Annotated in this window: 25 protein-coding genes; 16 read left to right on the top strand and 9 right to left on the bottom strand. The window is 41.3% G+C overall.

The window, feature by feature from the left end; all coding sequences use genetic code 11:
• Positions 1-175 precede the first annotated feature (175 nt).
• From pgfM1 to ACLNCS_RS06585, 10 genes are all read left to right on the top strand, one after another.
• On the top strand, positions 176-3,103 hold the full coding sequence (gene pgfM1 / locus ACLNCS_RS06630) for a glycosyltransferase PgfM1 (protein ID WP_424847892.1): 2,928 nt from the start codon (positions 176-178) through the stop codon (positions 3,101-3,103).
• Between the two features lie 196 nt (positions 3,104-3,299).
• Positions 3,300-3,503, top strand: a complete 204-nt coding sequence (locus tag ACLNCS_RS06625) for a helix-turn-helix transcriptional regulator (protein WP_414288079.1) — start codon at positions 3,300-3,302, stop codon at positions 3,501-3,503.
• The gene (locus ACLNCS_RS06620) at positions 3,503-3,706 is read left to right on the top strand and encodes a hypothetical protein (protein ID WP_024054457.1); all 204 of its coding nucleotides are present in this window, start codon (positions 3,503-3,505) and stop codon (positions 3,704-3,706) included. Before ACLNCS_RS06625 ends, ACLNCS_RS06620 begins: the two co-directional genes overlap by 1 nt.
• Positions 3,703-4,053 carry a PspC domain-containing protein gene (locus tag ACLNCS_RS06615; RefSeq protein WP_049496756.1) on the top strand — a complete coding sequence of 117 codons (351 nt, stop codon included), beginning with the start codon at positions 3,703-3,705 and terminating at the stop codon, positions 4,051-4,053. Before ACLNCS_RS06620 ends, ACLNCS_RS06615 begins: the two co-directional genes overlap by 4 nt.
• 14 nt (positions 4,054-4,067) lie before the next feature.
• Positions 4,068-4,370 carry a hypothetical protein gene (locus tag ACLNCS_RS06610; protein WP_424847889.1) on the top strand — a complete coding sequence of 101 codons (303 nt, stop codon included), beginning with the start codon at positions 4,068-4,070 and terminating at the stop codon, positions 4,368-4,370.
• The gene (locus ACLNCS_RS06605; protein ID WP_424847970.1) at positions 4,261-4,761 is read left to right on the top strand and encodes a DUF3169 family protein; all 501 of its coding nucleotides are present in this window, start codon (positions 4,261-4,263) and stop codon (positions 4,759-4,761) included. Before ACLNCS_RS06610 ends, ACLNCS_RS06605 begins: the two co-directional genes overlap by 110 nt.
• A 9-nt stretch (positions 4,762-4,770) precedes the next feature.
• Positions 4,771-5,412, top strand: coding sequence for a lysostaphin resistance A-like protein (locus ACLNCS_RS06600; RefSeq protein ID WP_424847887.1), 642 nt, complete (start codon positions 4,771-4,773; stop codon positions 5,410-5,412).
• 18 nt (positions 5,413-5,430) lie between these two features.
• Entirely contained in the window at positions 5,431-5,646 is a 216-nt protein-coding gene (locus tag ACLNCS_RS06595) for a hypothetical protein (protein ID WP_049496767.1), read from the top strand.
• Positions 5,647-5,783: 137 nt separating this feature from the next.
• Entirely contained in the window at positions 5,784-7,547 is a 1,764-nt protein-coding gene (gene aspS, locus ACLNCS_RS06590) for an aspartate--tRNA ligase (RefSeq protein ID WP_049496770.1), read from the top strand.
• Entirely contained in the window at positions 7,525-8,466 is a 942-nt protein-coding gene (locus tag ACLNCS_RS06585; protein ID WP_049496772.1) for a YitT family protein, read from the top strand. Before aspS ends, ACLNCS_RS06585 begins: the two co-directional genes overlap by 23 nt.
• Before the next feature lie 53 nt (positions 8,467-8,519).
• On the opposite strand, the gene ACLNCS_RS06580 is transcribed toward ACLNCS_RS06585, so the two are convergent.
• The 5 genes from ACLNCS_RS06580 to ACLNCS_RS06560 form a co-directional block, all read right to left on the bottom strand.
• A complete protein-coding gene (locus ACLNCS_RS06580; protein WP_424847884.1) occupies positions 8,520-9,506 on the bottom strand; it encodes a LacI family DNA-binding transcriptional regulator in 987 nt (328 codons plus the stop codon).
• A 9-nt stretch (positions 9,507-9,515) separates the two neighbouring features.
• A complete protein-coding gene (locus tag ACLNCS_RS06575; protein WP_424847882.1) occupies positions 9,516-10,316 on the bottom strand; it encodes a DUF1189 domain-containing protein in 801 nt (266 codons plus the stop codon).
• 205 nt (positions 10,317-10,521) lie between these two features.
• Complete coding sequence (locus ACLNCS_RS06570; protein ID WP_070678328.1) at positions 10,522-11,364, bottom strand: sugar ABC transporter permease; 843 nt, start codon at positions 11,362-11,364, stop codon at positions 10,522-10,524.
• A 1-nt stretch (position 11,365) separates the two neighbouring features.
• Positions 11,366-12,655, bottom strand: a complete 1,290-nt coding sequence (locus ACLNCS_RS06565; RefSeq protein ID WP_004250464.1) for a carbohydrate ABC transporter permease — start codon at positions 12,653-12,655, stop codon at positions 11,366-11,368.
• Between the two features lie 123 nt (positions 12,656-12,778).
• Complete coding sequence (locus ACLNCS_RS06560) at positions 12,779-14,047, bottom strand: extracellular solute-binding protein (RefSeq protein ID WP_424847879.1); 1,269 nt, start codon at positions 14,045-14,047, stop codon at positions 12,779-12,781.
• Between the two features lie 417 nt (positions 14,048-14,464).
• Here ACLNCS_RS06560 and malQ point away from each other — a divergent pair, with 417 nt between their 5' ends.
• Entirely contained in the window at positions 14,465-15,982 is a 1,518-nt protein-coding gene (gene malQ / locus ACLNCS_RS06555) for a 4-alpha-glucanotransferase (RefSeq protein ID WP_424847877.1), read from the top strand.
• Positions 15,983-16,005: 23 nt separating this feature from the next.
• A complete protein-coding gene (gene glgP / locus ACLNCS_RS06550) occupies positions 16,006-18,264 on the top strand; it encodes a glycogen/starch/alpha-glucan family phosphorylase (RefSeq protein ID WP_424847875.1) in 2,259 nt (752 codons plus the stop codon).
• A 53-nt stretch (positions 18,265-18,317) separates the two neighbouring features.
• On the opposite strand, the gene ACLNCS_RS06545 is transcribed toward glgP, so the two are convergent.
• On the bottom strand, positions 18,318-19,166 hold the full coding sequence (locus ACLNCS_RS06545; protein WP_424847873.1) for a putative RNA methyltransferase: 849 nt from the start codon (positions 19,164-19,166) through the stop codon (positions 18,318-18,320).
• Positions 19,167-19,219: 53 nt separating this feature from the next.
• A complete protein-coding gene (gene tyrS, locus ACLNCS_RS06540; protein WP_424847871.1) occupies positions 19,220-20,476 on the bottom strand; it encodes a tyrosine--tRNA ligase in 1,257 nt (418 codons plus the stop codon).
• 183 nt (positions 20,477-20,659) lie between these two features.
• Between tyrS and mutL the strand changes: the two genes are divergently transcribed.
• From mutL to ACLNCS_RS06520, 4 genes are all read left to right on the top strand, one after another.
• Positions 20,660-22,609 carry a DNA mismatch repair endonuclease MutL gene (gene mutL, locus ACLNCS_RS06535; RefSeq protein WP_424847869.1) on the top strand — a complete coding sequence of 650 codons (1,950 nt, stop codon included), beginning with the start codon at positions 20,660-20,662 and terminating at the stop codon, positions 22,607-22,609.
• 119 nt (positions 22,610-22,728) lie between these two features.
• A complete protein-coding gene (gene ruvA, locus ACLNCS_RS06530) occupies positions 22,729-23,322 on the top strand; it encodes a Holliday junction branch migration protein RuvA (RefSeq protein WP_424847867.1) in 594 nt (197 codons plus the stop codon).
• Positions 23,323-23,331: 9 nt separating this feature from the next.
• Entirely contained in the window at positions 23,332-23,895 is a 564-nt protein-coding gene (locus tag ACLNCS_RS06525) for a DNA-3-methyladenine glycosylase I (protein ID WP_424847865.1), read from the top strand.
• Positions 23,892-24,569: a lysostaphin resistance A-like protein gene (locus ACLNCS_RS06520; protein WP_424847863.1), complete on the top strand. Its 678-nt coding sequence runs from the start codon at positions 23,892-23,894 to the stop codon at positions 24,567-24,569. The genes ACLNCS_RS06525 and ACLNCS_RS06520 overlap by 4 nt, the downstream gene beginning before the upstream one ends.
• Before the next feature lie 60 nt (positions 24,570-24,629).
• On the opposite strand, the gene ACLNCS_RS06515 is transcribed toward ACLNCS_RS06520, so the two are convergent.
• Both ACLNCS_RS06515 and ACLNCS_RS06510 read right to left on the bottom strand, forming a co-directional pair.
• Positions 24,630-24,893 (bottom strand): SemiSWEET family transporter, encoded by a 264-nt coding sequence (locus tag ACLNCS_RS06515; protein WP_004250486.1) that lies wholly within the window; start codon positions 24,891-24,893, stop codon positions 24,630-24,632.
• A gap of 198 nt (positions 24,894-25,091) precedes the next feature.
• A complete protein-coding gene (locus ACLNCS_RS06510) occupies positions 25,092-25,766 on the bottom strand; it encodes a DUF1129 domain-containing protein (protein ID WP_006146142.1) in 675 nt (224 codons plus the stop codon).

Genomic DNA, 25,766 nt, shown 5'->3' with positions numbered 1-25,766 from the left:
GCTCTCTCCTTTTTTAAATGTTAAAATGATGGAGTAGTAGATACCTATCCTTCCCTTTTCAAGGGGAAACCCCACTTATCACAAAGTCACAAAGCCAACATTACAATACTAGCTAACTTAGCCGGTAGCAAACAGCAAACAGAAGTTGGTTAAAAACATAGAGGAGAAATCAATAATGGAAAATTGGCTGACACATTGGCAGAAATTAAAGGAAAAATATCCGAAGGGTGTCCTTTATGTCAGTAGTGCCTTGCTACCGATGACCATCATGCTGGTGGTATGGTTTTTCATGGGGAGCTATCCTTTTGGCAATAAAAGTTTAATGACCGTTGTCTTTGATCAGCAGTACATTAGTTTTTATGGATTGTTAAAGAATGCCATTCTATCTGGTGATTTAAGTAGTCTGACATATTCCTTTACTAAATCTATAGGTGGAGATATGGTTGGTGAGTTGGGCTATTATTTGATGAGCCCTTTCAATTTTATTTATGTTCTGCTGCCTTTAAAATATATAGGGTTATCTGTTTTTCTAACAATCTGGCTCAGATATGGAGCTTTTGGACTTTCTTTTGCTCATCTCTTAATTAAACGTTATAAGGGTGCAGAGTCAAAACGATGGATGGTTCCCTTGTTTGCGACAGCTTATGCCCTGTCTGGTATGTTGGTATCCTACCAGATGAATGTTATCTTTTATGATGCCATGTTCATGCTTCCTCTTGTCGTCCTATATCTAGAGCAGTTGTTAGATGGCAAAGCGGCTTATCCATATGCCTTTGTACTTGGTCTTACGGTATTCCTTCAATTCTACATGGGCTATATGATATCGCTATTTGTTGTCTTATATACCTGCTATTATCTTTCACCTCGTCTTTCTATCGAGGGGACATGGAAAGTAAAACTCAAACACTACGTTCAACCCTTATGGGATGTATTTCTCTACTCTATCCTAGGGGTTGCGGCTGCTTCAATATTATTAGTTCCCGTATTTTTCAACTTGATTGAAAGTAAGGGACAAGCAGGAGGAGCCATGACATTTTCCATGGCCTTTCAGATTAATCCCTTAGACATTTTATCCAAACTAACTGTCGGGGGCTTTGATGCGCAATCAGGTTGGGCAGCTGGACCAAACCTGCCAAATATCTATATTGGAACTCTCGGGTTTATCGGCTTTATCTTGTACTTTTTATCAAGAAGGATAGTCAAAGAAAGAAGATGGGCTGCGGGAGTGGTTACTCTCATTTTCTTTACTTCCTTTGTAAATGAATTTGTGAGTAAGATTTGGCATATGGGACAAAACCCTGCCGGATTCTTCTTCCGCTTCTCATGGTTATTCTCTTTCTTCATGCTGCTTCTAGCCTATCAAGCATTAAAAGAGAAATTTAAAATCTCTCGCCGAGGGAAATTGCTATCAGTTGTAGCCCTAGTCTTATCGGCAATCTACCTCTATACTAAAGACTTTACCTATCTACCCCAAAAACAACCTGAGGCTCTAACTCTGTTTATCAATAGCCGTTTTATTGCTATTGTGATACTGGTTGTATCAGCTACAGCTACAGGATTTTATCTATACTGGGAACGCTCTGCCAAGTCCCAGAAAGAAAAGGAGAGGGTATTGGTGATTGCGGCTGGATCTGTGGTGGTATTGCTGTTATTATTACAAACAGGTTATCTCTTTTCTCGTGTAGTCTTAACTCTACTCATTTACTTAGCTGTACTGTCCCTGTTACGTCCACGAATGATTCGCTTAGCTGTTGTCTTGTTATCAACTCTGACAGTATTTGAGCTAGGCTACAATGCCTATCTATCACAAGTGACCTTTAGTTATGCAAATGTTGATACATTTGTGGACGGAACGCTCTCGGTTAAACGTGTGACGGATAAAATCCAAGAAAACGCAGATGAACCTTTCTATAGAATTGCAACGACCTTTGCCTATTCTCGAACAACTCCATCTCTGATAGGTTATCCAGGTTTGAGTACTTTTAGTTCAAATTTGGAGAGATCTACTATGAATCACTTTGCCTATATGGGTGATCAAGCGGGCGATGAAGCAATTGAATACGAAAATGGAACTCCTCTGACAGATGCCTTATACGGTGTTCGCTACTATATGGATGTCAAAGACCTGGATCCTACTGAGAAAGAAGCTCATCCTGAGAGAATGTATTTCACACGTTTTGCCAGTCGTTTTGATATGAACCGTTATTTCACGCAGAAGGTTTATGAAGATGAACGCTATATCGTGTACGAAAATCCAAATTCTTTCCCATTAGCCTATGGAACAAATGATTTGGTAAGAAACATCAACTTTGGTAGAAACAACGCTATCCAAAATCAAAATATCATCCTTAACTCTATGGAAGGTGTGAAAAAAGGCGAGGAAAACTACCTCGACTACTTCAAACCCCTAGCCTACGGAGATGTTGAAACAGAAAATCTTACTGAGGAAAATGTCGACAAAGAAAAAGGAACTGCAGTCTACAAGCGGGTGGATTCTTCTAAGGATGCAGTCGTTCGCTACCGAATTACTCCGCGAACAAACTTGACCAATTACTTCTTCGTACCAGCAAGTCTAAATTCTGAGAAAGATTACTCCGTCCTTCTGAACGGCAAGTGGTTCACTCATTCCAAGAGAAATACGCAACGTCAACTATGGCAAATCGCAGACAATGCGGAGAATCAAGAGTCTGTACTTGAGTTCCGCTTTAAAACAGACAAGGTTGACCTTTCAAACGCAGGAGTTTACCGAGCAGAAATCAGTCAAATTCAAAGTGCTTTAGAAAAGCGGAAGGAACAAGGTCTACAAGTTGAGAAGTTCTCGAATACTCATATCGTCGGTTCAGTGAATATTACTGACGATAGTAAATACATGATGACCTCTATCCCTTATAGTGAGGGTTGGAAGGTGAAAGTAGATGGCAAGGATGTCCCTGTGACAAAAGCATGGAACAGCTTTATTTCATTCCCGATTACTTCCGGACAACACAAAGTAGAATTTGTCTTCTCCCAAAAAGGAAGGGTTACAGGAGCTGTATTGACTCTCATCAGTCTAACAACGCTTTATATCGTCAGAAGAGATTACAAGAAGGATGATAAAAAGTAGCTGAAAGAAAGTCAAGACACTCCATCAGCTGAGTAAGCAATCTTTTATCAACTATAAAAATACGGTCAGGATACCATTCCTGACCGTTTTCTTTTACAAAATGACAAAAATCTTAAACTTTTTGACAAATATGCTTGTCAAAAATAAAAAGATGTGTTACAATGAAATCAAGATAAGAACAAAGGAGAAAAAAGACATGCTAAAAAATCGTCTAAAAGAGCTTCGGGCTCGCGATGGTCTCAATCAAACCGACCTGGCCAAGCTAGCTGGCGTGTCCAGGCAAACCATCAGCTTGCTTGAGCGAGATGAGTACACGCCATCCATCGTCATTGCCCTGAAGATTGCTCAGATATTCCATGAGCCAGTCGAGTCAGTCTTCCGCTTAGAGGAGGATGAGTGATGAACAAGTATAAAGTGATTTATTATCTATCTATAGTCGTGTTTATCGTAAATCTTATGGCTATGATTGGAAGCCTATTTGGTTGGTTTACAATTGTTGAAAGTAAATACCTCTTCTGGATTAACATAGTTTTACTATTAGTCTTTAGATGGGTAGAGAGAAAGATAAAGTTTAAAGAGATCCTAAAAGGAGAAAAGTTATGAAAGAGTTTTTAGCAGGTTTTCAAGTCGATACAGAGAACAAAGCACTTGCAGGTGTTTGTGCAGGTCTAGGAAATTATTTTAACATTCAAGCCAATATCGTTCGTTTGGTGACAGTCTTGTTATTCCTCTCTTCGACTGAGGTCGGGATTATAACAGTAACTCTCTATGCCTATCTAGCAGGTTGGCTTGGGAATGAACCCTTGGGAGATGGAGCAAAAAAAGCTAGAAATCAAGCTATTCTCTTACTTGCTGTTTGTTTGATTTTGGTATCACTAGGAGCAGAAGGTTTGACAGCTATTTTTGAATCAGGGAAAGCCTTTGGTCAATGGTTGTCTGGCTTGTTTTAGAAAGAGGTTGAAAGATGGAAAAGAAACATATTATTTTTGCACTGAAACTTTTTATTGCCGGAGTTTTATTAGGAATAGTTGCGGGTTTCCTTGGTGTTAATCCTTTAGGTATCAGTCAAGGGCAAGTAGTCATTGCCTTGAAATTATTCTTTCTTGGTCTAGGACTGATTACGACGATTCTAACTTTTTATTTCATTAGAAAAAGTCATCAGGCTTATCAGAGCTACCAAAGAGGACGAAGAAAACGAACAAGACTATCTTGCTATGTATCGTTTCTTGGATTATGGTACGGTAGCTTGGAATGTTTGCCAAATTAGTATGCTATCCTGCCTACTTTTAGATTTGGGAGGTTTAGGACCATCAGCAACATTATTACTTTTGATAGTTGTGGGTATCTGGTCGGGTGTTTACTGCCTAAAAATCACCAGCAAGGTTCGTAACTATAAACTGTCTATTATGGCGACTCCAAAGGAAGTTTTGGACTACCTTGACACTTATGATGAGGGAGAAAAACAGGCTGAAATGGAAGAAGCTTACTTGATCTTGTTCAAGGTTAATCAACTCCTCATTCCTGGGATCTATGTTGTCTTAGTCGTGCTATCTGTAGTATTAGGTCAAGTACAGTTGGTTGCTCTGCTCGTAGCAGTTGTCATCCATTTGTACACGAATGTGGCACAGTTGCGTAAAACAAAACGTTATTTTAAATAGGAGAATCTTATGAAAACACTTAAAAATATTGGTTGGTATAGCCTTACTTTCTTATCCTTTATTATGATTTATAGTTTTATTCAGGGTGTAGGTGTGGCAGCGATGAAGTTGGGAGCACCTGACTACGTTTTTGTTCCGGTATATGTCTTATTGGCAGGAATTTTCACCTTTGTTACCTACAAGTGGTATAAGACAGGAACCGTTACGATTGAAAAAACAGCCCTTAACAAATACATCTGGTTGCCTGCCTTGGTATTGGTTCTTGTCATAGCAGCACAAAATTTCTTACCAAATGATCCATCAGTCAATCAACAGATGTTAGAACAAATGACTCATAATCAACCTCTTTTCTCTTTCTTTATGATAGTGGTCTTTGCGCCTCTTACAGAAGAATTGACCTTTAGAGGAATGTTAGCTCGCTATGTCTTTCCTCAACAAGATAACGTCAAGCAGACAGTTCTCTTTCTTCTTGTAAGCACCATCATTTTTGCACTTGTTCATTTCCCTGGGACTCCTCAACAGTTCCTGGTCTATGCTTCACTCGGCTTTAGCTTGGGACTGGCTTACATCAGCAAGGGTGGTCTGGCCTATAGTATAGCTCTACATGCCTTGAATAATTTAATCGGATTTTTAATGATTATCATGCTATAATAGACTCAGGAGGAAGTCATGAAACGAGTGATATTATTAGCAGTGATTCAGGCAGTTGTTCTCTTCCTTATTATTGGAGCGCTTGCCTATGCTTTTAAAGGGGATTTCTTTTATAATCATCTAGCAGTTATCTTTGCACCAATTGCAGGTATTATGCGATTTGCGACAGCCTATGCAACGGAGATTGTTCTCCCTAAAAAGGCAGCGGAGATTGCTGAAAAGCGAAAAAAATAAAGAAATACCAAATCCAGCGAAAGACTTTGCTGGATTTTTTCATTTATCGCAGGAAACTCTCAACTTTTCTGATGATTTTCATGAAGAGCCTGCGCTTTTATGGTAAAATAGTAACAGAATACAAGAGGAGAGAAGAAATGAAACGCAGTATGTATGCTGGTCGTGTTCGTGAGGAACACATCGGACAAGAAATTACCTTGAAGGGTTGGGTTGCCCGTCGTCGTGACCTGGGTGGCTTGATCTTTATCGACCTTCGTGACCGTGAAGGGATTATGCAGTTGGTTATCAACCCTGAAAAAGTATCAGCAGAGGTGATGGCAACAGCTGAGAGCCTTCGTAGTGAATATGTCATCGAGGTGACTGGTCAAGTTGCTGCACGTGAGCAAGCAAATGATAAGTTGGCGACTGGAGCGGTTGAACTGAATGTAACAGCTCTTGCTGTACTCAATACAGCTAAGACAACACCATTTGAAATTAAGGATGGCATTGAGGCTAACGATGATACGCGTCTACGTTACCGTTACCTTGACCTTCGTCGTCCAGAAATGTTGGAAAATCTTAAACTTCGTGCCAAGGTGACACATTCGATCCGCAACTACTTGGATGAGTTGGAATTTATCGATGTGGAAACGCCATTCCTTTCTAAGTCAACACCAGAAGGGGCGCGTGACTATTTGGTTCCATCTCGTGTTAATAAAGGGCATTTTTACGCTCTTCCTCAAAGTCCGCAGATTACAAAACAGTTGTTGATGAATGCGGGATTTGACCGTTACTACCAAATCGTCAAATGTTTCCGCGATGAAGACTTGCGTGGAGACCGTCAGCCTGAATTTACCCAGGTCGACTTGGAAACTTCATTCCTGACTGAGCAAGAAATCCAAGATATCACAGAAGGCTTGATTGCGCGCGTGATGAAGGAAACAAAAGGGATTGAAGTAACGCTTCCGTTCCCTCGTATGAAGTACGATGATGCCATGGCTCTTTATGGTTCTGACAAGCCTGATACTCGTTTTGAGATGTTGCTTCAGGACTTGACAGAAGTGGTCAAAGGTGTGGACTTTAAAGTCTTCTCAGAAGCACCTGCTGTTAAAGCCATTGTCGTCAAAGGTGCAGCAGACAACTACTCACGTAAAGACATCGACAAGATGACAGAAGTAGCCAAGCAGTATGGTGCTAAGGGTCTTGCTTGGGTTAAGGTTGTTGACGGTGAATTAAACGGACCTGTTGCTAAATTCTTGACTAGCATTCAAGGCGATTTAACAAGTGCGCTTGGTCTTGAAGATAAAGACTTGGTTCTCTTTGTGGCTGATACGCTTGAAGTAGCAAATGCAACACTTGGAGCCCTTCGTGGACGTATTGCCAAAGAGCTTGGCTTGATTGATAACGACAAATTTAACTTCCTCTGGGTAGTTGACTGGCCAATGTTTGAATGGTCTGAAGAAGAAGGTCGCTATATGAGTGCCCACCATCCATTTACTCTTCCTCAAGCAGATACTGCACATGAGCTTGAAGGTGATTTGGCTAAGGTTCGTGCTATTGCCTACGACATCGTCTTGAACGGTTATGAGCTTGGCGGTGGTAGCCTTCGTATCAACCAAAAGGAACTCCAAGAGCGTATGTTCAAGGCCCTTGGATTCTCAGCAGAAGAAGCAAATGACCAGTTTGGTTTCCTATTGGAAGCCATGGACTATGGATTCCCACCACACGGTGGCTTGGCTATCGGGCTTGACCGTTTTGTAATGTTGCTCGCTGGAGAAGAAAATATCCGCGAAGTCATTGCCTTCCCTAAGAATAATAAGGCAACTGACCCAATGACGCAAGCACCATCAACAGTAGCTCTTAAACAATTAGAGGAACTCAATCTACAAGTAGAACAAGATGAAACAAACGAAACTAACTAAAAAGTGGTACCATTATCTGCGCCGCTTTGCTTATCGGGTGAAGATTTTACGTGTTTTGCAAAGTATCTCCCGAGAAAAATACGATGAAAAAATTTCAGCTTCTCTAGTATATGGTTTTCTATCAGCAGTAGCCGTCAATTTTTTCTTCCAACCAGGACATGTTTATTCAAGTGGAGCAACAGGTTTGGCTCAGATCATTTCTGCGCTTAGTAATCACTTGTTTGGCTTTTATTTCCCAATTTCAGTAGCATTTTACGCTATCAATATCCCGCTGATGATTTTAGCCTGGTACCAAATTGGACATAAGTTTACGATTTTTACCTTTATTACGGTATCCATGAGCTCGCTCTTTATCCAGTTTGTGCCAGTGGTGGTCTTGACAGAGGATCCAATCATCAATGCCCTTTTTGGGGGAGTCGTCATGGGACTGGGAATCGGCTTTGCTTTACGCCATAACATCTCCAGTGGTGGAACAGATATTGTCAGTCTGACTATTCGCAAGAAGACGGGGCGTAACGTCGGAAGTATCTCCTTCCTAGTGAACGGGACAATCATGCTGATTGCTGGCTTGACCTTTGGTTGGAAATATGCCCTTTATTCCATGATTACGATCTTTGTCTCCAGCCGTGTAACAGATGCAGTTTTCACCAAACAAAAACGCATGCAGGCCATGATCGTCACTAGCAATCCTGACGCAGTGATTGAGAAAATCCATCATAAATTGCACCGTGGTGCGACCATGATTCACGATGCGGAAGGAACCTATAATCACGAGCGTAAGGCAGTTTTGATAACGGTTATCACTCGTGCAGAGTTTAATGATTTTAAACTCATCATGAAACAAGTTGATCCGACAGCCTTTGTATCTGTCTCAGAAAATGTTCATATTTTAGGGCGATTTGTCGAAGTTGAAAACTAGTCGTTCAGGTAAATAGGATACAAAAAAACCAACTCAAAATAGAGAGTTGGTTTTTATTTTTCAACGATTTCGTGTGCAATCACCTGACGATAGCAGATTTGACGATTCTCTTTGACATCATTAATGATTTGAAGAATGGTTTCAAATGAAGTTCGGCCAAGAGCAAGACTATTGATATCAACATAGGCAGCCAGATTTAATCTTGGATTTACAGAGTCAAAGCTGAGAATAGGGACATTCAGCTGATGTTCGTTGAGGTAGTTACAAACACCTTCAGCTAAGAGGCTATCTGTTGTGATAACAGCATCGGTTTTTGGATCGTATTCAAAAAGTTGTTTGCTAAATTTATATCCCTTTTCTTCAAGAAATTCATCAGCGAAAAAGGTACGATGACTATCAAGAGATAGTTTGTGTTCTTGGAGGGCTTGCTCGTAACCTGTCAGACGGTCCTGGGTAACGAAGAGTTTCTTGGTACCACCAATGAAAGCAATGCGACTGCATCCTTTTTTGATGAAATATTCGGTCGCATCAAATCCGGCTTGGATATTATCATTATCAACAAGCGGTATGAAAGGGGAAAGTGATTTTCCAAGAATGAGGAAGGGGAATTGCTCCTCGACAACCAGTTGTACCAAGGGATCATTTTCTTGAGCATACAAGAAGATAAGCCCATCCACACGTTTTCCGTAGACCATTTGTGAAATGGCGTTTAAACGCTCTTTTTCATCCTTACCAGTCGCAATCTGGATGGCATAGTGATTTTCCGAGGCAACCTGGGCAATCCCTCTAAGAACAGAAGGGAAGAAAGGGTTTTGGTAGAAAACATCTGAATCATCTGGAAGGACTAAGCCAATAACTTGCGTATAACTGCTAACAAGACTTCGAGCATTTAGATTAGGATGATAATTGAGTTCTTTCATTGCTTTTCGAACTCTTTTTTTTGTTTCGTCACTAATCGTTGATTTGTTTTGAATAACACGGGTTACGGTTGAAGGAGAAACTCCTGCAGCTTTGGCCACGTCTTTAATCGTAACAGGCATAATAATCTCCTACTTTTTGTAGTCTGGATCACGATAATGAGTCTTATAAAAGATAGTGACCAGATATAGAACAAATAAAATGTTTTGAACAGTGATCAAAGTTGCCATATTCTGCCCCAAAAGACCTAGAATCATGGTCAGTAAAGTTGGTAATCCTAAACAGTTCAAAATAAAATGATAGCACTCTTTATAGGTCTTAAATGAGAAGAGACGAGATTTTTTCGTGAAGTAGAGCAGAAGGCTAGCACCTAAAGCTACAATGAAAAAATTAAGTCCAAAGAGAAAACTAGCACCTAAGACTAGGAAGAGGCTGATATAGACGCGGTTCTGTTGATACCAGTCTTTTGAAATAGCCTGAGTCAAGCTTTCCTTGCTTTGGAAACTATCAGTTGTGATAGCATGATAGCGAATGCTGGTTAGTTCTTTTCCTTGCTTACTGATGACGAGTTGCTCAGGTTCAAAGCTAAGAAGTAATTCCTCAGGGAAACTTGAAGGAGCAGTAGCCCCGATTTGTACAGAATCTTGATGAGGAGTCGAACCCGTATAGCTTAGTTTGCCATCTACAATCTGAGCATTGGTAGCTAGATCCTGAACGACTTCGTCCGTCAATGGAGCATAGACATCATCGATGAACGTCTCTAAAGGATAGGTTTCCTGAGAACTGTTCTGGATAGCAATAGGCACCATGGATAAGCTAATCAAGAAAATACTGGTAAAAATCAGTTGAAACCAGTTTAGACCAAAACGTTGGGAGAGGGGCTTACGAAATCCCCAAATACTATTAAAATAAGAAAATGGATATGGTAACATAAATCTCTTTCTATAGGCATTTTTCTATACGAGTATTATATAGAGAAATGTTTTTTATTTCAAGCGGGGATAGTAGAATCCTTGGTAAAGGTGAATGTTTGTTATGATTCGTCCACTAACTAACAAGGTAATCTCAGCAAGCTCTTGTTTCTCACCAGACAATCGATGTACAAGTTCAAAAATGAAAAGGGGTGGCGGGGGTATATTACCCCTTGTCGCCACCGCTTGTAAGTCCTGAAACGAAGTTCTTTTGCAAGAAGAAGAAAAGTGTACAGATTGGAAGAGCGATGAGGATAGCACCTGCTGAGAAGTAGGCGATCTTCAAGTTCTTCGCATTGCTGACGAAGGTTTGTAGACCAACGGCAACTGTATAGTATTCTTTTTCACGAAGCAAGAAACTAGAGAGGATATAGTCTCCGAAAGGTCCCATGAAGGCCCAGAGTGCTTGTACAGCAACCATTGGGCGAACAAGAGGGAGAACGATTTGCCAGAAGCGGCGGAAATGTCCTGCACCATCAAGTTTTGCAGACTCATCAAGAGACATTGGCACGGTGTCAAAGTAACCTTTCATCAACCAAGCATTCATCGGGATACCTCCACCAACGTAGAGGAAGATGAGGAACCAGCTTTGGTTAAGGGCGTTCAACATGAGGGCCATAACGAAGAAGGCAGTCAAAGCGGCCATTGTTGGCACCATTTGGATAATCAAGAAGAAGACCAAACTTTGTTTACGAGCCAAGAAGTTGTAACGGCTATAGGCATAACCAGCAAGTACGATAATACTTGTCTGAACAACCATAGTGATCAAAGCGATGATCAAAGTGTTGAGGTACCATGTGCCGTACAAGGTCTCAGTAAAGAGCCCTTTGAAGTTATCAAGACTGAAATTGACATTGCTGTCGAGCTTGAAGGCCACAACGTTACCGGCCTTAAAGGCTGACATAATCGTGATTAAAAGAGGATAGATAATAACGATTGAAAGTCCAATTAAGTAAAGATAAGTAAGGGTTTGAGTCAGTCTACGTTTGATTTTGATTGAGTTATTCATCTTAGACGTCCTCCATATCAAATGCGTGTAGTTTCTTGAATGCAATCATAGAAATAGAGATGACAATGATTGAAATAATCAAGGTAACGGCAGCTGCCATAGAGTATTGAGGAGCTGTACCAGTTGTCAAACGGTAGATCCATGAGATCAAGATATCGGTTGAACCAGCTCCACCACCGACACTACCAGGACCACCGCCATTGAAGAGGTACATGATAGAGAAGTTGTTGAAGTTGAAGGTGTATTGGCTGATCAAAGTAGGTGCCGCAACGGCCAAAATCATTGGGAAAGTGATGTTGCGGAATTTTTGCCAAGCGTTTGCACCGTCGATATAAGCTGCTTCATACAAGTCATTTGGAATAGACTGTAGGATACCGAGAGTCAAGACGTAGATATAAGGGAAACCAAGCCATCCTTGCATCATAATCAAGGCAATTTTAGTCCAAGTTGGATTTGTCTTCCAAGGGATAAGAACGCCATCTAAGAAAGGAAGTACCTTAGCAAAAAGTGGCAAAACTTGAGTATTGATAGCACCAACACTATCGTTGAACATGTTTGAGAATGTCAAGATAGTGATGAAGGCTGGAACCGCCCAAGGTAGAAGGAAGATAACACCAAAGATACGTTTACCCTTGATGAATGGTTGGTTAGCAATAATAGCTGTAAAGATACCGAGTACGATTTGCAAAGTAGATGCAGATAAAGCCCAGATAATAGTCCAAGAAAGAACAGAACCGAAGGCTGAACGGAAGGTACTCAAGCTCCAGATATTTGTAAAGTTAGTCAATCCAACCCAATCCAATAATTTATTTGGTGGTAAGTGTTGGAAATCGTAGTTAGTAAAGGCAATCATCAAGGTTACAATAACCGGGAAGATGATGGCAAATGTCATGGCAACGTAAGATGGAATGATAAGCAAGTAAGGGAATCCATTTTCATAGATACCTTTAATCATATCCTTAAGTGTCAATGGGACAGGGATGCCATTATTGATACGTTTTGCAATAGTGTGAGCGTCTTTAATATTGAGAATATAAAAGGCTAGATAAACAATTACAAAAATAGAGTGGAATGCACCACGAATCAACATGAAGAGAGAGTTGTCACGGCCAGGTTTTTCACCAAGCGTGATTAAGTTGCTCAATTCAGGTGCTGCAAGTACTATAAAATAGAGGACAAAAGCCACTGTTACAGCAAGGAAGATAAAACCTTTAGCTTTTTGTTTGTTGTAGATTTGTCCCAACCCAGGAATCAATGAAAGCAAGGCTGCTTTTTTTGGTTGTTGTTCCATGAGTGCTCCTTTCATAAGATACGAGCATTGAGCTCGATGCTAATCAGCAAAATTGCTGAAAACATTGTCAATATATCTAAAAATCAAGGGAGATGTTTAAACTATCTCCCTTGAATCAATCAATTAGTTACCAAATTTTTGTTGGATTGTTTCTTTGATCAATGTTACAGCATCATTAGCAGCAGTTTTAGCATCTTTCTTACCGCTTACAGCGTCAAAGAGCATTGTTTTAGCTGGGTCCCAAACTGTTGACATTTGAGAGATGTTTGGCATTGGTTGAGCGTTCTTGAACTGCTCGATAACAGCTGTAGTCAACTCATCTTTTTTACCTTCAGCATAAGCACGAGCTTCAGTGTTAGCTGGGATTTCGTTAGTAGCATCGTAGAATGCTTTTTGTTGTTCAGTTGAAACAAGGAAGTCTACAAATTTTTGAGCGCCTTCAAGGTTCTTAGTGCTTGATGGGATGATCCAAGCTTTACCACCACCAAAGGCTGCGTAGTTTTTACCGTTTGGAAGAGTTGGGATAGTTGCAACACCGTAGTTTACTTTAGCATCTTTGAATGCTTGAGCTTTCCAAGGACCATCGATGATAGCAGCTGTTTTACCTTCTTGGAATTGAGTTTGGATCAAGTTTCCAGCACCTTCAGTATCTTGCATACCTTTAGGCCATTTTTCGTACCAAGTTTTAGCGTATTCGATACCTGCGATAGCACCATCGTTAGCAAGACCGATATCTTTAGGATCTTTACCGTTTTGTCCGAATACGTAAGCTCCGTTACCAGCAAGAAGTCCGTATGCGTAGTAGAAGTTAGTCCAGTCAGCTAGGAAAGCAGTAGTTTTACCTTCTTCACCAGCGAAAGCGTATTTGCTATCTTTAGCAAGGTTTTCTAAGTCAGCAAATGTTTTTGGAGCTTCTTTGATCAAGTCTTTGTTGTAGTACAGAACAAGTGACTCGATAACAGCTGGAGCACCGTAAACTTTACCACCAACAGTTACAAGAGATTTAGTAGTGTCATCAGTTTTAGCACCGTCGCTCAAAGTTACTTCTGAAAGTTGTCCGTCAGTACCAAGGCTACCTACACGGTCGTATGGAGCCATCATAACGTCAGCGGCTTGACCTGATTGGTTGTCAAGTGAAAGTTTGTCAAGTCCACCAAGTTGGTCACCAGATTTGATGTTAACTTTTGTTCCTGATTCTTTTTCATAAGCAGCAGCAACTTTCTCAGCGTAAGCTTTATATTGGTCTTCAACGTAGAAAGTAATTTCTTGGCTTCCTGATGCAGATGAATCAGCTGCTTTATCAGCAGTTTTGCTTCCGCAAGCTACCAAAAGCAAGCTAGCAAGAGTAGCAGTACCAAGTACAGCAGCGCTCTTCATGAATTTAGTTGACATAGTGTATTCCTCCTAAAGAATAACAAATTTTAATTTCGAGGAAACGCAAACGTTTTCCCTTATGACCATAGTATAGCACAAACAGAAAACGGTTGCAAGCATTTTTTTGAAAAAATTTTAAAAAGCTTGTGACTGGCTAATTCCTAAAATTGTTTGTATAATAGAAGAGAAATAGGAAATCGTGTAAATTTCAATTCAAAAATAATCGAAGGGAAACGATTGCATAAATAGAAGACGAAACAAAGGGAGGGGGAAAATGAAAATATAGGGAATTTCCGATTTCGGAAATAAAAAGTAGTGAAAAAGTTTTTTTTACAAACGCTTGCATTTATTTTAGAAATGGGGTATACTTGACTTAGCGCAAACGTTTGCGCAAAAATTGAAATAATTAACAATATAAACACTTGAGGTGCTAATATGAAAAAACGTCAAAGCGGTGTGTTGATGCACATCTCATCACTTCCAGGAGCATACGGAATCGGATCATTTGGTCAAAGCGCCTATGATTTCGTTGACTTCTTGGTTCGCACTAAGCAACGCTACTGGCAAATCCTTCCTTTGGGAACAACTAGCTATGGAGATTCTCCATACCAATCATTCTCAGCCTTTGCTGGAAACACTCATTTTATCGACCTTGATATTTTGGTGGAGCAAGGATTGTTGGAAACAAGAGATCTTGAAGGTGTTGATTTTGGTAGCAACCCAATTGAAGTTGACTACGCTAAAATCTACTATGCACGTCGTCCACTTCTAGAGAAAGCTGTCAAACGTTTCCTTGAAGTCGGAGCTGTCAAAGACTTCGAAAAATTTGCTCAAGAAAATCAATCATGGCTTGAACTATTTGCAGAGTATATGGCTATCAAGGAGCATTTTGATAATCTTGCTTGGACAGAATGGCCAGATGCAGATGCTCGTGCTCGTAAAGCTTCAACTCTTGAAAGCTACCGTGAGAAATTAGCTGACAAGCTTGTTTACCACCGCGTAACCCAATACCTTTTCTTCCAACAATGGTTGAAATTGAAAGCATACGCTAACGAAAATCACATCGAGATTGTCGGAGATATGCCTATCTATGTAGCGGAAGATTCAAGCGATATGTGGGCAAATCCACATCTCTTCAAGACAGATGTCAACGGTAAGGCGACTTGCATCGCAGGATGCCCACCAGATGAATTCTCTGCTACTGGTCAGCTCTGGGGTAACCCAATCTATGACTGGGAAGCTATGGACAAAGATGGTTACAAATGGTGGATTGAACGCTTGCGTGAAAGCTTCAAAATCTACGATATCGTTCGTATCGACCACTTCCGTGGATTTGAGTCTTACTGGGAAATTCCTGCTGGTTCTGAAACAGCAGCACCTGGTAAATGGGTGAAAGGACCTGACTACAAACTCTTTGCAGCGGTGAAAGAGGAACTTGGTGACTTGAACATCATCGCAGAAGACCTTGGATTCATGACTGACGAAGTTATCGAACTACGTGAACGCACTGGATTCCCAGGAATGAAAGTCCTTCAATTTGCCTTCAACCCAGAGCACGAAAGTATCGACAGTCCACACTTGGCACCAGCCAACTCAGTTATGTACACAGGAACACACGATAACAACACTGTTCTTGGTTGGTATCGCAATGAAATCGACGATCCAACTCGTGAGTACATGGCACGTTACACAAACCGCAAGGAATATGAAACAGTAGTACATGCTATGCTTCGTACAGCCTTCTCATCAGTAAGCTTTATGACTATCGCTACTATGCAAGATTTGCTAGAGTTGGATGGTTCAGCTCGTATGAACTTCCCATCTACTCTTGGTGGAAACTGGTCATGGCGTATGACAGAGGATCAATTGACTCCTGCTGTAGAAGAAACTTTGCTTGACTTGACTACAATTTATCGCCGAATCAATGAAAATTTGGTAGAATTAAAGAAATAAGACATTATCAGGAGACACAAAAAATGTTACCATTAAAAGAATTTGTACAAAATCGTTACAATAAATCTATCGCAGAATGTAGCAACGAAGAGCTTTACCTTGCTCTTCTTAACTACAGCAAACTTGCAAGCAGCCAAAAACCAGTGAACACTGGTAAGAAAAAAGTTTACTATATCTCAGCTGAGTTCTTGATTGGTAAACTCTTGTCTAACAACTTGATTAACCTTGGTCTTTATGACGAAGTTAAAAAAGAACTTGCTGACGCAGGTAAAGAGTTGATCGAAATCGAAGAAGTAGAATTGGAACCATCGCTTGGTAATGGTGGTTTGGGACGTTTGGCAGCCTGCTTTATCGACTCAATCGCTACACTTGGATTGAACGGTGACGGTGTTGGTTTGAACTACCACTTTGGTCTTTTCCAACAAGTTCTTAAAAACAACCAACAAGAAACAATTCCTAACGCTTGGTTGACTGACCAAAACTGGTTGGTTCGTTCAAGCCGTAGCTACCAAGTACCATTTGCACACTTTACATTGACATCTACTCTTTACGATATCGATGTACCTGGTTACAAAACAGCTACGAAAAACCGCTTGCGTTTGTTTGACTTGGATTCAGTTGATTCATCTATCATTGAAGATGGCATTAACTTTGATAAGACAGACATCGCTCGCAACTTGACTCTTTTCCTTTACCCAGACGATAGCGACAAACAAGGTGAATTGCTCCGTATCTTCCAACAATACTTCATGGTTTCAAATGGTGCTCAATTGATCATCGATGAAGCCATCGAAAAAGGAAGCAACTTGCATGACCTTGCTGATTACGCAGTTGTACAAATCAACGATACTCACCCATCAATGGTGATTCCTGAATTGATCCGTCTTTTGACTGAACGTGGCATCGAACTTGATGAAGCAATCTCTATCGTTCGTGGCATGACTGCCTACACAAACCACACAATCCTTGCTGAAGCCCTTGAAAAATGGCCTCTTGAATTCTTGGAAGAAGTGGTTCCTCACTTGGTACCAATCATCAAAGAATTGGACCGTCGTGTTAAAGCAGAATACAAAGACCCAGCTGTTCAAATCATCGATGAGAGCGGACGTGTTCATATGGCTCACATGGATATCCACTACGGATACAGCGTAAACGGGGTTGCAGCTCTTCACACTGAAATCTTGAAGAACTCAGAGTTGAAAGCTTTCTACGACATCTACCCAGAAAAATTCAACAACAAAACAAACGGTATCACATTCCGTCGTTGGCTCATGCATGCTAACCCAAGCTTGTCTCACTACTTGGATGAGATCCTTGGACGTGAATGGCACCATGAAGCTTCTAAATTGGAAGACCTTCTTTCTTACGAAGACAAGGCTGCTGTCAAAGAAAAATTGGAAAGCATTAAAGCTCACAACAAACGTAAATTGGCTCGTCACTTGAAAGAGCACCAAGGTGTGGAAATCAATACAAACTCTATCTTTGATATCCAAATCAAACGTCTTCACGAATACAAACGTCAACAAATGAACGCTTTGTATGTGATCCACAAATACTTGGACATCAAGGCTGGTAATATCCCTGCTCGTCCAATCACAGTATTCTTTGGTGGTAAAGCAGCTCCTGCCTACACTATCGCTCAAGACATCATCCACTTGATCCTTTGCTTGTCAGAAGTGATTGCAAACGACCCAGCAGTAGCTCCACACTTGCAAGTGGTTATGGTTGAAAACTACAACGTTACTGCAGCAAGCTTCTTGATCCCAGCATGTGACATCTCAGAACAAATCTCACTTGCTTCTAAAGAAGCTTCAGGTACTGGTAACATGAAATTCATGTTGAACGGAGCTTTGACTCTTGGTACTATGGACGGGGCTAACGTGGAAATCGCTGAGTTGGTTGGAGACGAAAACATCTACATCTTTGGTGAAGATTCAGAAACTGTTATCGACCTTTACGCGAAATCAGCATACAAATCAAGTGAATTCTACGCACGTGAAGCTATCAAACCATTGGTTGACTTCATCGTGAGTGACGCTGTTCTTGCAGTTGGTAAGAAAGAACGCTTGGAACGTCTTTACAACGAATTGATCAACAAAGACTGGTTCATGACTCTTCTTGACTTGGAAGACTACATCAAAGTTAAAGAGCAAATGCTTGCTGATTACGAAGACCGTGATGCATGGTTGGATAAAGTGATCGTCAACATTGCTAAAGCAGGATTCTTCTCATCTGACCGTACAATCGCTCAGTACAACGAAGACATCTGGCACTTGAACTAAGATTAAACAAAAACGCATCTTTAATAGATGCGTTTTTTCATATTTAAACTAATTTACAGTGCTTTTCCGACTAGAATCTCTGCTTCGATGGTAATCTCAGTTAACTGGCTCCAGTCAATCTTGCTTTGGTCAACGTGAAAGAGTAGAGGAGTCATGCTAAGCAGGGATTGGCGTTGCTCTGCGGTGATGGACTTGGTCAGGGAAGCTATCTGACTAGATTGGATGCTGAAATGTTCCTGGAAATGTTCCTTGATATCTTGGTTGGAATAGTCCTTCTTTGTTAGTTGCTCCTGTACCACTTGACGGATTTCCTTGAGATGATTTTCAGTTGGAATGACCTTAATTAAGATACCGTTTTGGGATAAAACGCGGCGAAATTCACCATAGTTGGCAGGCGAAAAGATATCAAGCAGGATATCCATGCTAGCGTCTTTTATAGGAAGACGAGCCAGGTCGCCAACAAACCAATTGACTGCCCAGTTGGGTTCACTTTTAGCAGCGATTTGGACTGAGTCTTTTGAAATGTCAAAGGCGTAAAAGGTTTTATCAGAGTGACTTTCTTGGAGTTTACGAGAGTAGAAGCCTTCGCCACAACCGATGTCCAAGACAGTTTTTGCGGATGGTTTAGTGGCTAGTAAGTCGGAGATACCTTCTAAGATAGCCTGATAAAAGCCAGCTTCTAGAATTTGCTGGCGATTTTGAAAGTTTTCCTTGTCGTAGTTGGCCGATTGTTTGATTTGCGGTGCTAGATTGACATAGCCGAATTTTGCTAGGTCAAAAGAATGGCGGTTGCTACACTTGAGGCTAGACTCTACCAAGGTCAGATTTTCTTGGCAGATAGGACAGGCAAAGGCAGTCGCAGAAGCAAAACGCTGGAGTTTGGGTTTGAGGTTTGTATTCATAGTTTTAGTCTAGCAAAAAAAGGACTGGATAGCAAATGCCTCCAGTCTGTTTTTTAATATGTAAGGACGAAGTATTTTTTCTTACCACGGCGGATAACAGTGAGTTCGTTCTCTAACTTATCTGCGTCACTCAAGACATATTCAAGGTCTTGGATACGGTCGCCGTTGACGTAGATAGCACCGTTTTGTACGTCTTCACGGGCTTGGCGTTTTGAGTTAACCACGCCAGAAGATACAAGAAGTTCAACGATGTTGTGATTTTCGTCTGCTTGTACTTGGTAGTTTGGCACGCCACGAAGTCCTTGTTTGAGTTCTTTGACAGACAAGTTTTTGATATTTCCTGCAAAGAGTTGTTCAGTGATGTTAAGGGCTTCTTTGTAAGCTTCTTCTCCGTGGACAAGAGTCACAACTTCACGAGCGAGGACTTTTTGAGCCAAGCGTTCGTGTGGTGCTGCTTCGAATTGTTTACGGATGTCTTCAATCTCGTCTAATGACAAGAAAGTAAAAGTCTTCAAGAAGCGAACAGCGTCAGCATCCATGACGTTCATCCAGAATTGGTACATTTCGTATGGAGAAGTCTTTTCAGGGTTGAGCCAAACAGCATTCCCTTCTGATTTACCAAATTTCTTACCAGTTGCGTCTGTAATCAGTGGGACAGTAATAACATGACCAGTCTTGTCAGCCTTACGACGAAGCAACTCAGTGCCAGCTGTCATGTTTCCCCATTGGTCAGAACCACCGATTTGAAGGGTAACATTGTGATCTTGGTTGAGGACAAAGAAGTCATAACCTTGCATGATTTGGTAGGCAAACTCAGTGTAAGAAATCCCTGTTTCAATCCGTTTCTTTACAGACTCCTTGCTCATCATGTAGTTGACAGTGAAGTATTTTCCGATATCACGGAGGAAGTCAATGAAGCTGATGCTGCCAAACCAGTCGTAGTTGTTGACCATGACAGCTTTATTTTCCCCATTTTCAAAGTCAAGAAAGCGAGAAAGTTGTCCTTGGATAGACTTGACCCAGCCATCTACTGTGTCTTTTGTTTGGAGACTACGCTCAGCATCTTTGAAGGACGGATCTCCAATGAGACCTGTAGCACCGCCAACGAGCGCATATGGTTTGTGACCTGCTAACTGCAAACGACGACTTGTCAAGATTGCGACAAGGTGACCTAGGTGAAGGCTGTCAGCAGTTGGATCGTAGCCAGTATAATAAGAAACTTGACCTTCTTCTAGGGCTTTACGCAAAGCTTCTTCATCAGTCGTTTGAAAAATCAAACCACGCTCTTTTAGCTCATCAAAAATGTGCATGTGTCTTTTCTCCTTTTTAAAATATTATTTCTACCTATTTTACCACAAACTTGGCAAATAACCTAGTAAAATCGGGAAGAAAGTTGCTACTCGGACTTTTTTGGAAACGAGCGAAATATGGTATAATAGCACTAGCTTATTTTCAGAGAAATAGATAAAAATCGTTAAGAAAGGGGCTGAAAGATGTCTCATATTATTGAATTGCCAGAAGTCTTGGCCAATCAAATCGCGGCAGGAGAAGTAATCGAACGCCCTGCTAGTGTAGTCAAGGAACTAGTTGAAAACGCCATTGATGCTGGCTCTAACCAGATTATCGTAGAGATTGAAGAAGCTGGGCTTAAGAAGATCCAAATCACAGATAATGGTCACGGGATTGCCCACGACGAAGTAGAGTTGGCCCTCCGCCGTCATGCGACCAGTAAGATTAAGAATCAAGCGGATCTTTTTCGGATTCGGACCCTTGGTTTTCGTGGTGAAGCTCTGCCTTCTATTGCTTCTGTCAGTGTTTTGACTTTGTTGACAGCGGTGGACGGTGCTAGTCACGGGACCAAGCTAGTGGCTCGTGGGGGTCAAGTTGAGGAAATCATTCCAGCGACCAGTCCTGTGGGGACTAAGGTTTGTGTGGAAGATCTCTTTTTCAACACACCAGCCCGTCTCAAGTATATGAAGAGCCAGCAGGCAGAGTTGTCTCATATCATTGATATTGTCAATCGTCTGGGGCTAGCCCATCCTGAGATTTCTTTTAGCCTGATTAGTGATGGCAAGGAAATGACACGAACAGCTGGTACGGGTCAACTGCGTCAAGCCATTGCTGGAATTTATGGTTTAGCCAGTGCTAAAAAAATGGTTGAGATTGAGAATGCTGACCTAGACTTTGAAATTTCAGGCTTTGTCTCATTGCCGGAATTGACACGGGCTAATCGTAACTACATCAGCCTTTTTATCAATGGCCGTTATATCAAAAACTTCTTGCTCAATCGTGCCATTTTAGATGGATACGGTAGCAAGCTCATGGTGGGGCGTTTTCCGCTGGCTGTTATTCACATCCATATTGATCCTTATCTAGCAGATGTCAATGTGCATCCAACCAAGCAAGAGGTGCGGATTTCCAAGGAAAGAGAACTAATGGCGCTGGTTTCAGAAGCTATTGCAAAGAGTCTCAAGGAACAGACCTTGATTCCAGATGCCTTGGAAAATCTGGCAAAATCTACTGTTCGCAATCGTGAAAAAGTAGAGCAAACGACTTTGCCACTGAGAGAAAATACGCTCTATTATGAAAAAAATGAACCGACCAGACCGACACAAGCTGAGGTGGCAGACCATCAGGTGAATCTGACGGAAGAAAGACAGGATTTGAATCTGTTTGCTAAGGAAACTTTAGACCAGATAACCAAACCAGCTAAACTGCATTTTGCAGAGAGAAAGCCAGCTAGCTATGACCAACTAGACCATCCAGAGCTAGACCTGGCTAGTCTTGATAAGGCTTATGACAAATTGGAGCGGGAAGAATCTTCAAGCTTCCCAGAGTTGGAATTTTTCGGGCAAATGCACGGGACCTACCTCTTTGCCCAAGGTCGAGATGGGCTTTACATCATAGATCAGCATGCGGCTCAGGAACGGGTTAAGTATGAGGAGTACCGTGAGAGCATTGACAATGTTGACCAGAGCCAGCAGCAACTCCTAGTGCCCTATATATTTGAGTTTCCTGCGGATGATGCCCTTCGTCTCAAGGAAAGAATGCCTCTCTTAGAGGAAGTTGGCGTCTTTCTAGCAGAGTACGGGGAGAATCAATTTATCTTGCGTGAACATCCTATTTGGATGGCAGAGGAGGAAATCGAGTCTGGAATCTATGAGATGTGCGACATGCTCCTCTTGACCAAGGAAGTTTCGATCAAGAAATACCGAGCTGAACTAGCGATTATGATGTCCTGCAAGCGGTCCATCAAGGCCAACCATCGTATTGATGACCACTCGGCTAGACAACTCCTCTATCAGCTCTCTCAATGTGACAACCCCTATAACTGTCCACACGGACGTCCTGTTTTGGTTCACTTTACCAAGTCAGACATGGAAAAAATGTTCCGTCGCATTCAGGAAAATCACACAAGCCTACGAGAGCTAGGAAAATACTAATACTCTTCGAAAATCTCTCTAAACCTCGTCAGCTTTACCTTGCCTAACTCAAGTTATGCCTACGGTTAGCTTCCTAGTTTAGACTTGATTTTCATTGAGTATAAATTGAAGGGAAAATTATGTACGAATATCTAAAGGGTATTATTACCAAAATCACTGCTAAATACATCGTTCTAGAAGCTAACGGTATCGGCTACATCCTGCATGTAGCTAACCCTTATGCCTACTCAGGACAAGTCAACCAAGAAGCACAAATCTATGTGCATCAAGTTGTACGTGAAGATGCTCATCTACTTTACGGTTTTCGTTCAGAAGACGAGAAGAAACTCTTTCTCAGTTTGATTTCTGTATCAGGCATTGGTCCTGTTTCCGCTCTTGCCATCATCGCAGCTGATGACAATGCAGGCCTCGTTCAAGCCATTGAGACTAAGAACATCACCTACTTGACCAAATTCCCTAAAATCGGTAAGAAAACAGCCCAACAGATGGTCTTGGACTTAGAAGGGAAAGTTGTTGTGGCAGGAGACGATCTCCCTGCTAAGGCTGCAGTTACGTCTAGCAGTGACAACCAAGAACTGGAAGAAGCTATGGAAGCCATGTTGGCACTGGGCTACAAGGCAACAGAGCTCAAGAAAATTAAGAAATTCTTTGAAGGTACGACAGATACAGCAGAGAACTATATCAAGTCTGCTCTTAAGATGTTGGTGAAATAGGAGATTTATATGCCAAAACGCTGTGGCTGGGTTAAAATGAACAACCCTCTATATGTAGCCTACCATGATGAAGAGTGGGGTCACCCCTTACATGACGACCAAGCCCTTTTTGAGTTACTCTGTATGGAAACTTATCAGGCAGGGCTATCTTGGGAAACAGTACTCAATAAACGTCAAGCTTTCCGAGAAGCCTTTTATGGCTATCAAATTCAAGCAGTCGCAGAGATGACTGACACCGAATTGGAAGCTTTAATGGACAATGTAGCGATCATCCGAAATCGAGCTAAGATTTTTGCGACACGTGCCAACGCTCAGGCCTTTCTACAAGTGCAGGCAGACTATGGTTCTTTTGATGCTTATCTTTGGTCTTTGGTCGGTGGGAAGACGATTGTGAATGATGTACCTGACTACAGCCAAGCGCCTGCCAAAACAGCTCTATCTGAGAAATTATCCAAAGATTTCAAAAAACGAGGCTTTAAGTTCACTGGGCCAGTTGCTGTCTTGTCTTTTCTACAGGCTGCAGGTCTGGTTGATGACCATGAGAATGATTGTGAATGGAAGGGTCTTAAATGATGTCTAACAAATATAAGGGAATCCTTGGTTTTGGTATTCTCTATACAGTTCTTTTTGTGTTTGATGGTGATAAATTGCTGGCTTCTGTGATGCCATCTGCCATTGAGAATTATCTACAATATCTACTCTATGTAGTATTAGCTCTATATGGCTCTTTCTTGTTCAAGGATAGATTGATTCAACAATGGAATGAGATTAGAAAGACTAAAAGAAAATTCTTCTTTGGCGTTTTAAAAGGCTGGCTCTTTCTCATTCTGATGACGGTTGCCTTTGACTTTATATCAGGAATGTTGAGGCAGTTTTTGGCGCTAGACGGACAAGGTCTAAATCAGTCTAATATTCAAAGCACCTTTCAAGAGCAACCATTACTGATAGCCGTTTTCGCCTGCATCATCGGACCTTTGGTGGAAGAGCTCTTTTTCCGTCAGCTCTTATTGCATTACCTGCAGAAAAAACTGTCAACTTGGCTAAGCATTCTTCTGGTAGGACTTGTCTTTGCTCTGACTCATATGCATAATGTAAGTTTATCAGAGTGGATTGGTGCAGTCGTATACCTAGGTGGTGGCCTTGCCTTGTCTATCATCTATGTGAAAGAAAAAGAAAATATCTACTATCCCTTGGTCGTCCATATGATAATGAACAGCCTCTCCTTTATCAGTTTAGCCCTGTCTTAATAAACATAAAAAAGCAACCGCTCGATGTGGTTGCTTTTTCTTTTTATATTAGTTGCATTCTTATAGAGCAGTAAGGAAGGTCAGTCCGCCAAGGATAACCCCAGCCGAGTTTGGAATGATTAGAATCCAGTCTTTCTTAGGCTCTTTTGTCCATCCATAAATGACCCAGATTAAGCAAGAGACTGCTGCTGATAAAGGTTGAAATGGTTGAGCTTTATTTCCTTGTAAATTGGCAAAAATTTGGGGGATGTAGGCTATAAATACAATAATCCCGATAAAGGCACCAATTGAACCAACAATTTGATTAATTCTCTGTTTAGTCATATATATTTCTCCTTATTACTTTATTAGTATAACAGAAAAACAACTTGGATTCAAGGATAAAACCTCGGGATTCCAAGGGAAGACTTTACATTAGAATGTTATTAGAAAATGTGTTTACTTCTTTTGAGAATCGAAAAATGATTTGGAACTACAAAAAAAGTAGTCTGTCTACAAAACACACTACTTTTATTGTTTATCTTAATATCTAGCTGGTCCTGCACTTGCGCTCTTAATGTTGAAACGTTTTTTGAGGTAGAAACGTAGGGCAAGGAGAGCTCCTCCAATGACCAACAAAACAAGAGGTGGGAGGCTGATGTTGATGGCTTGTGGAAGGAAGTTACTCAAGAAGAGGATGAAGACCCAGGCAAACATGGTTGCTAACATAACCAAAAGTGATTTCCAGAATGGTGGGCGTTGGCTACGGTCAGTATCTGGTCCGTAGTAGCGGTAAATGAAGTGATAGAGAAGGTAAAAGGCAACTCCACCAAAGGCCCCTACACTGATAAGTGTTACCAATCCGTAGGCCACAGGTTGGTTTGAGAAGAAGCTCATCAAGGCGCTAACTACTGCAAATAATCCTGTGATGAAAAGGGCTGAATCCAACATCATCAATTTTGGATCGTCGTTTTCTTTTGGATGTTCTTTTTCGTATTGCTCTTTTTCGCTGAAACTATGAGCCCAGTGAGTTGGTGCTCCGTAGATAGAACGAGCTGTCACTCCTTTTGGTTGCTCCTCAAGGATATGAGGAATCACTTCTTCAAGGATAGCCTTGATTTCGGCATCGGTTTTCCCGTCCTTGAGAAATTGCTGGGTTGCAATATGGATAAATTCCTGGTTTTTCTTTGTTAATTCTTTTAAATCAATCTGTGACAT

The sequence above is a fragment of the Streptococcus sp. CL9.43 genome (assembly GCF_049737935.1).
In the GTDB taxonomy this organism is placed as follows: Bacteria; Bacillota; Bacilli; order Lactobacillales; family Streptococcaceae; genus Streptococcus; species Streptococcus infantis_I.
Note: the sequence above shows the minus strand (reverse complement) of the source record. Positions and strands in the feature narration are given on the sequence as shown.

Coding starts and splice junctions, on each gene's coding strand:
- pgfM1 (WP_424847892.1), top strand. CDS start 176: ATGGAAAATTGGCTGACACATTGGCAGAAATTAAAGGAAAAATATCCG.
- ACLNCS_RS06625 (WP_414288079.1), top strand. CDS start 3,300: ATGCTAAAAAATCGTCTAAAAGAGCTTCGGGCTCGCGATGGTCTCAAT.
- ACLNCS_RS06620 (WP_024054457.1), top strand. CDS start 3,503: ATGAACAAGTATAAAGTGATTTATTATCTATCTATAGTCGTGTTTATC.
- ACLNCS_RS06615 (WP_049496756.1), top strand. CDS start 3,703: ATGAAAGAGTTTTTAGCAGGTTTTCAAGTCGATACAGAGAACAAAGCA.
- ACLNCS_RS06610 (WP_424847889.1), top strand. CDS start 4,068: ATGGAAAAGAAACATATTATTTTTGCACTGAAACTTTTTATTGCCGGA.
- ACLNCS_RS06600 (WP_424847887.1), top strand. CDS start 4,771: ATGAAAACACTTAAAAATATTGGTTGGTATAGCCTTACTTTCTTATCC.
- ACLNCS_RS06595 (WP_049496767.1), top strand. CDS start 5,431: ATGAAACGAGTGATATTATTAGCAGTGATTCAGGCAGTTGTTCTCTTC.
- aspS (WP_049496770.1), top strand. CDS start 5,784: ATGAAACGCAGTATGTATGCTGGTCGTGTTCGTGAGGAACACATCGGA.
- ACLNCS_RS06585 (WP_049496772.1), top strand. CDS start 7,525: ATGAAACAAACGAAACTAACTAAAAAGTGGTACCATTATCTGCGCCGC.
- ACLNCS_RS06580 (WP_424847884.1), bottom strand. CDS start 9,506: ATGCCTGTTACGATTAAAGACGTGGCCAAAGCTGCAGGAGTTTCTCCT.
- ACLNCS_RS06575 (WP_424847882.1), bottom strand. CDS start 10,316: ATGTTACCATATCCATTTTCTTATTTTAATAGTATTTGGGGATTTCGT.
- ACLNCS_RS06570 (WP_070678328.1), bottom strand. CDS start 11,364: ATGAATAACTCAATCAAAATCAAACGTAGACTGACTCAAACCCTTACT.
- ACLNCS_RS06565 (WP_004250464.1), bottom strand. CDS start 12,655: ATGGAACAACAACCAAAAAAAGCAGCCTTGCTTTCATTGATTCCTGGG.
- ACLNCS_RS06560 (WP_424847879.1), bottom strand. CDS start 14,047: ATGTCAACTAAATTCATGAAGAGCGCTGCTGTACTTGGTACTGCTACT.
- malQ (WP_424847877.1), top strand. CDS start 14,465: ATGAAAAAACGTCAAAGCGGTGTGTTGATGCACATCTCATCACTTCCA.
- glgP (WP_424847875.1), top strand. CDS start 16,006: ATGTTACCATTAAAAGAATTTGTACAAAATCGTTACAATAAATCTATC.
- ACLNCS_RS06545 (WP_424847873.1), bottom strand. CDS start 19,166: ATGAATACAAACCTCAAACCCAAACTCCAGCGTTTTGCTTCTGCGACT.
- tyrS (WP_424847871.1), bottom strand. CDS start 20,476: ATGCACATTTTTGATGAGCTAAAAGAGCGTGGTTTGATTTTTCAAACG.
- mutL (WP_424847869.1), top strand. CDS start 20,660: ATGTCTCATATTATTGAATTGCCAGAAGTCTTGGCCAATCAAATCGCG.
- ruvA (WP_424847867.1), top strand. CDS start 22,729: ATGTACGAATATCTAAAGGGTATTATTACCAAAATCACTGCTAAATAC.
- ACLNCS_RS06525 (WP_424847865.1), top strand. CDS start 23,332: ATGCCAAAACGCTGTGGCTGGGTTAAAATGAACAACCCTCTATATGTA.
- ACLNCS_RS06520 (WP_424847863.1), top strand. CDS start 23,892: ATGATGTCTAACAAATATAAGGGAATCCTTGGTTTTGGTATTCTCTAT.
- ACLNCS_RS06515 (WP_004250486.1), bottom strand. CDS start 24,893: ATGACTAAACAGAGAATTAATCAAATTGTTGGTTCAATTGGTGCCTTT.
- ACLNCS_RS06510 (WP_006146142.1), bottom strand. CDS start 25,766: ATGTCACAGATTGATTTAAAAGAATTAACAAAGAAAAACCAGGAATTT.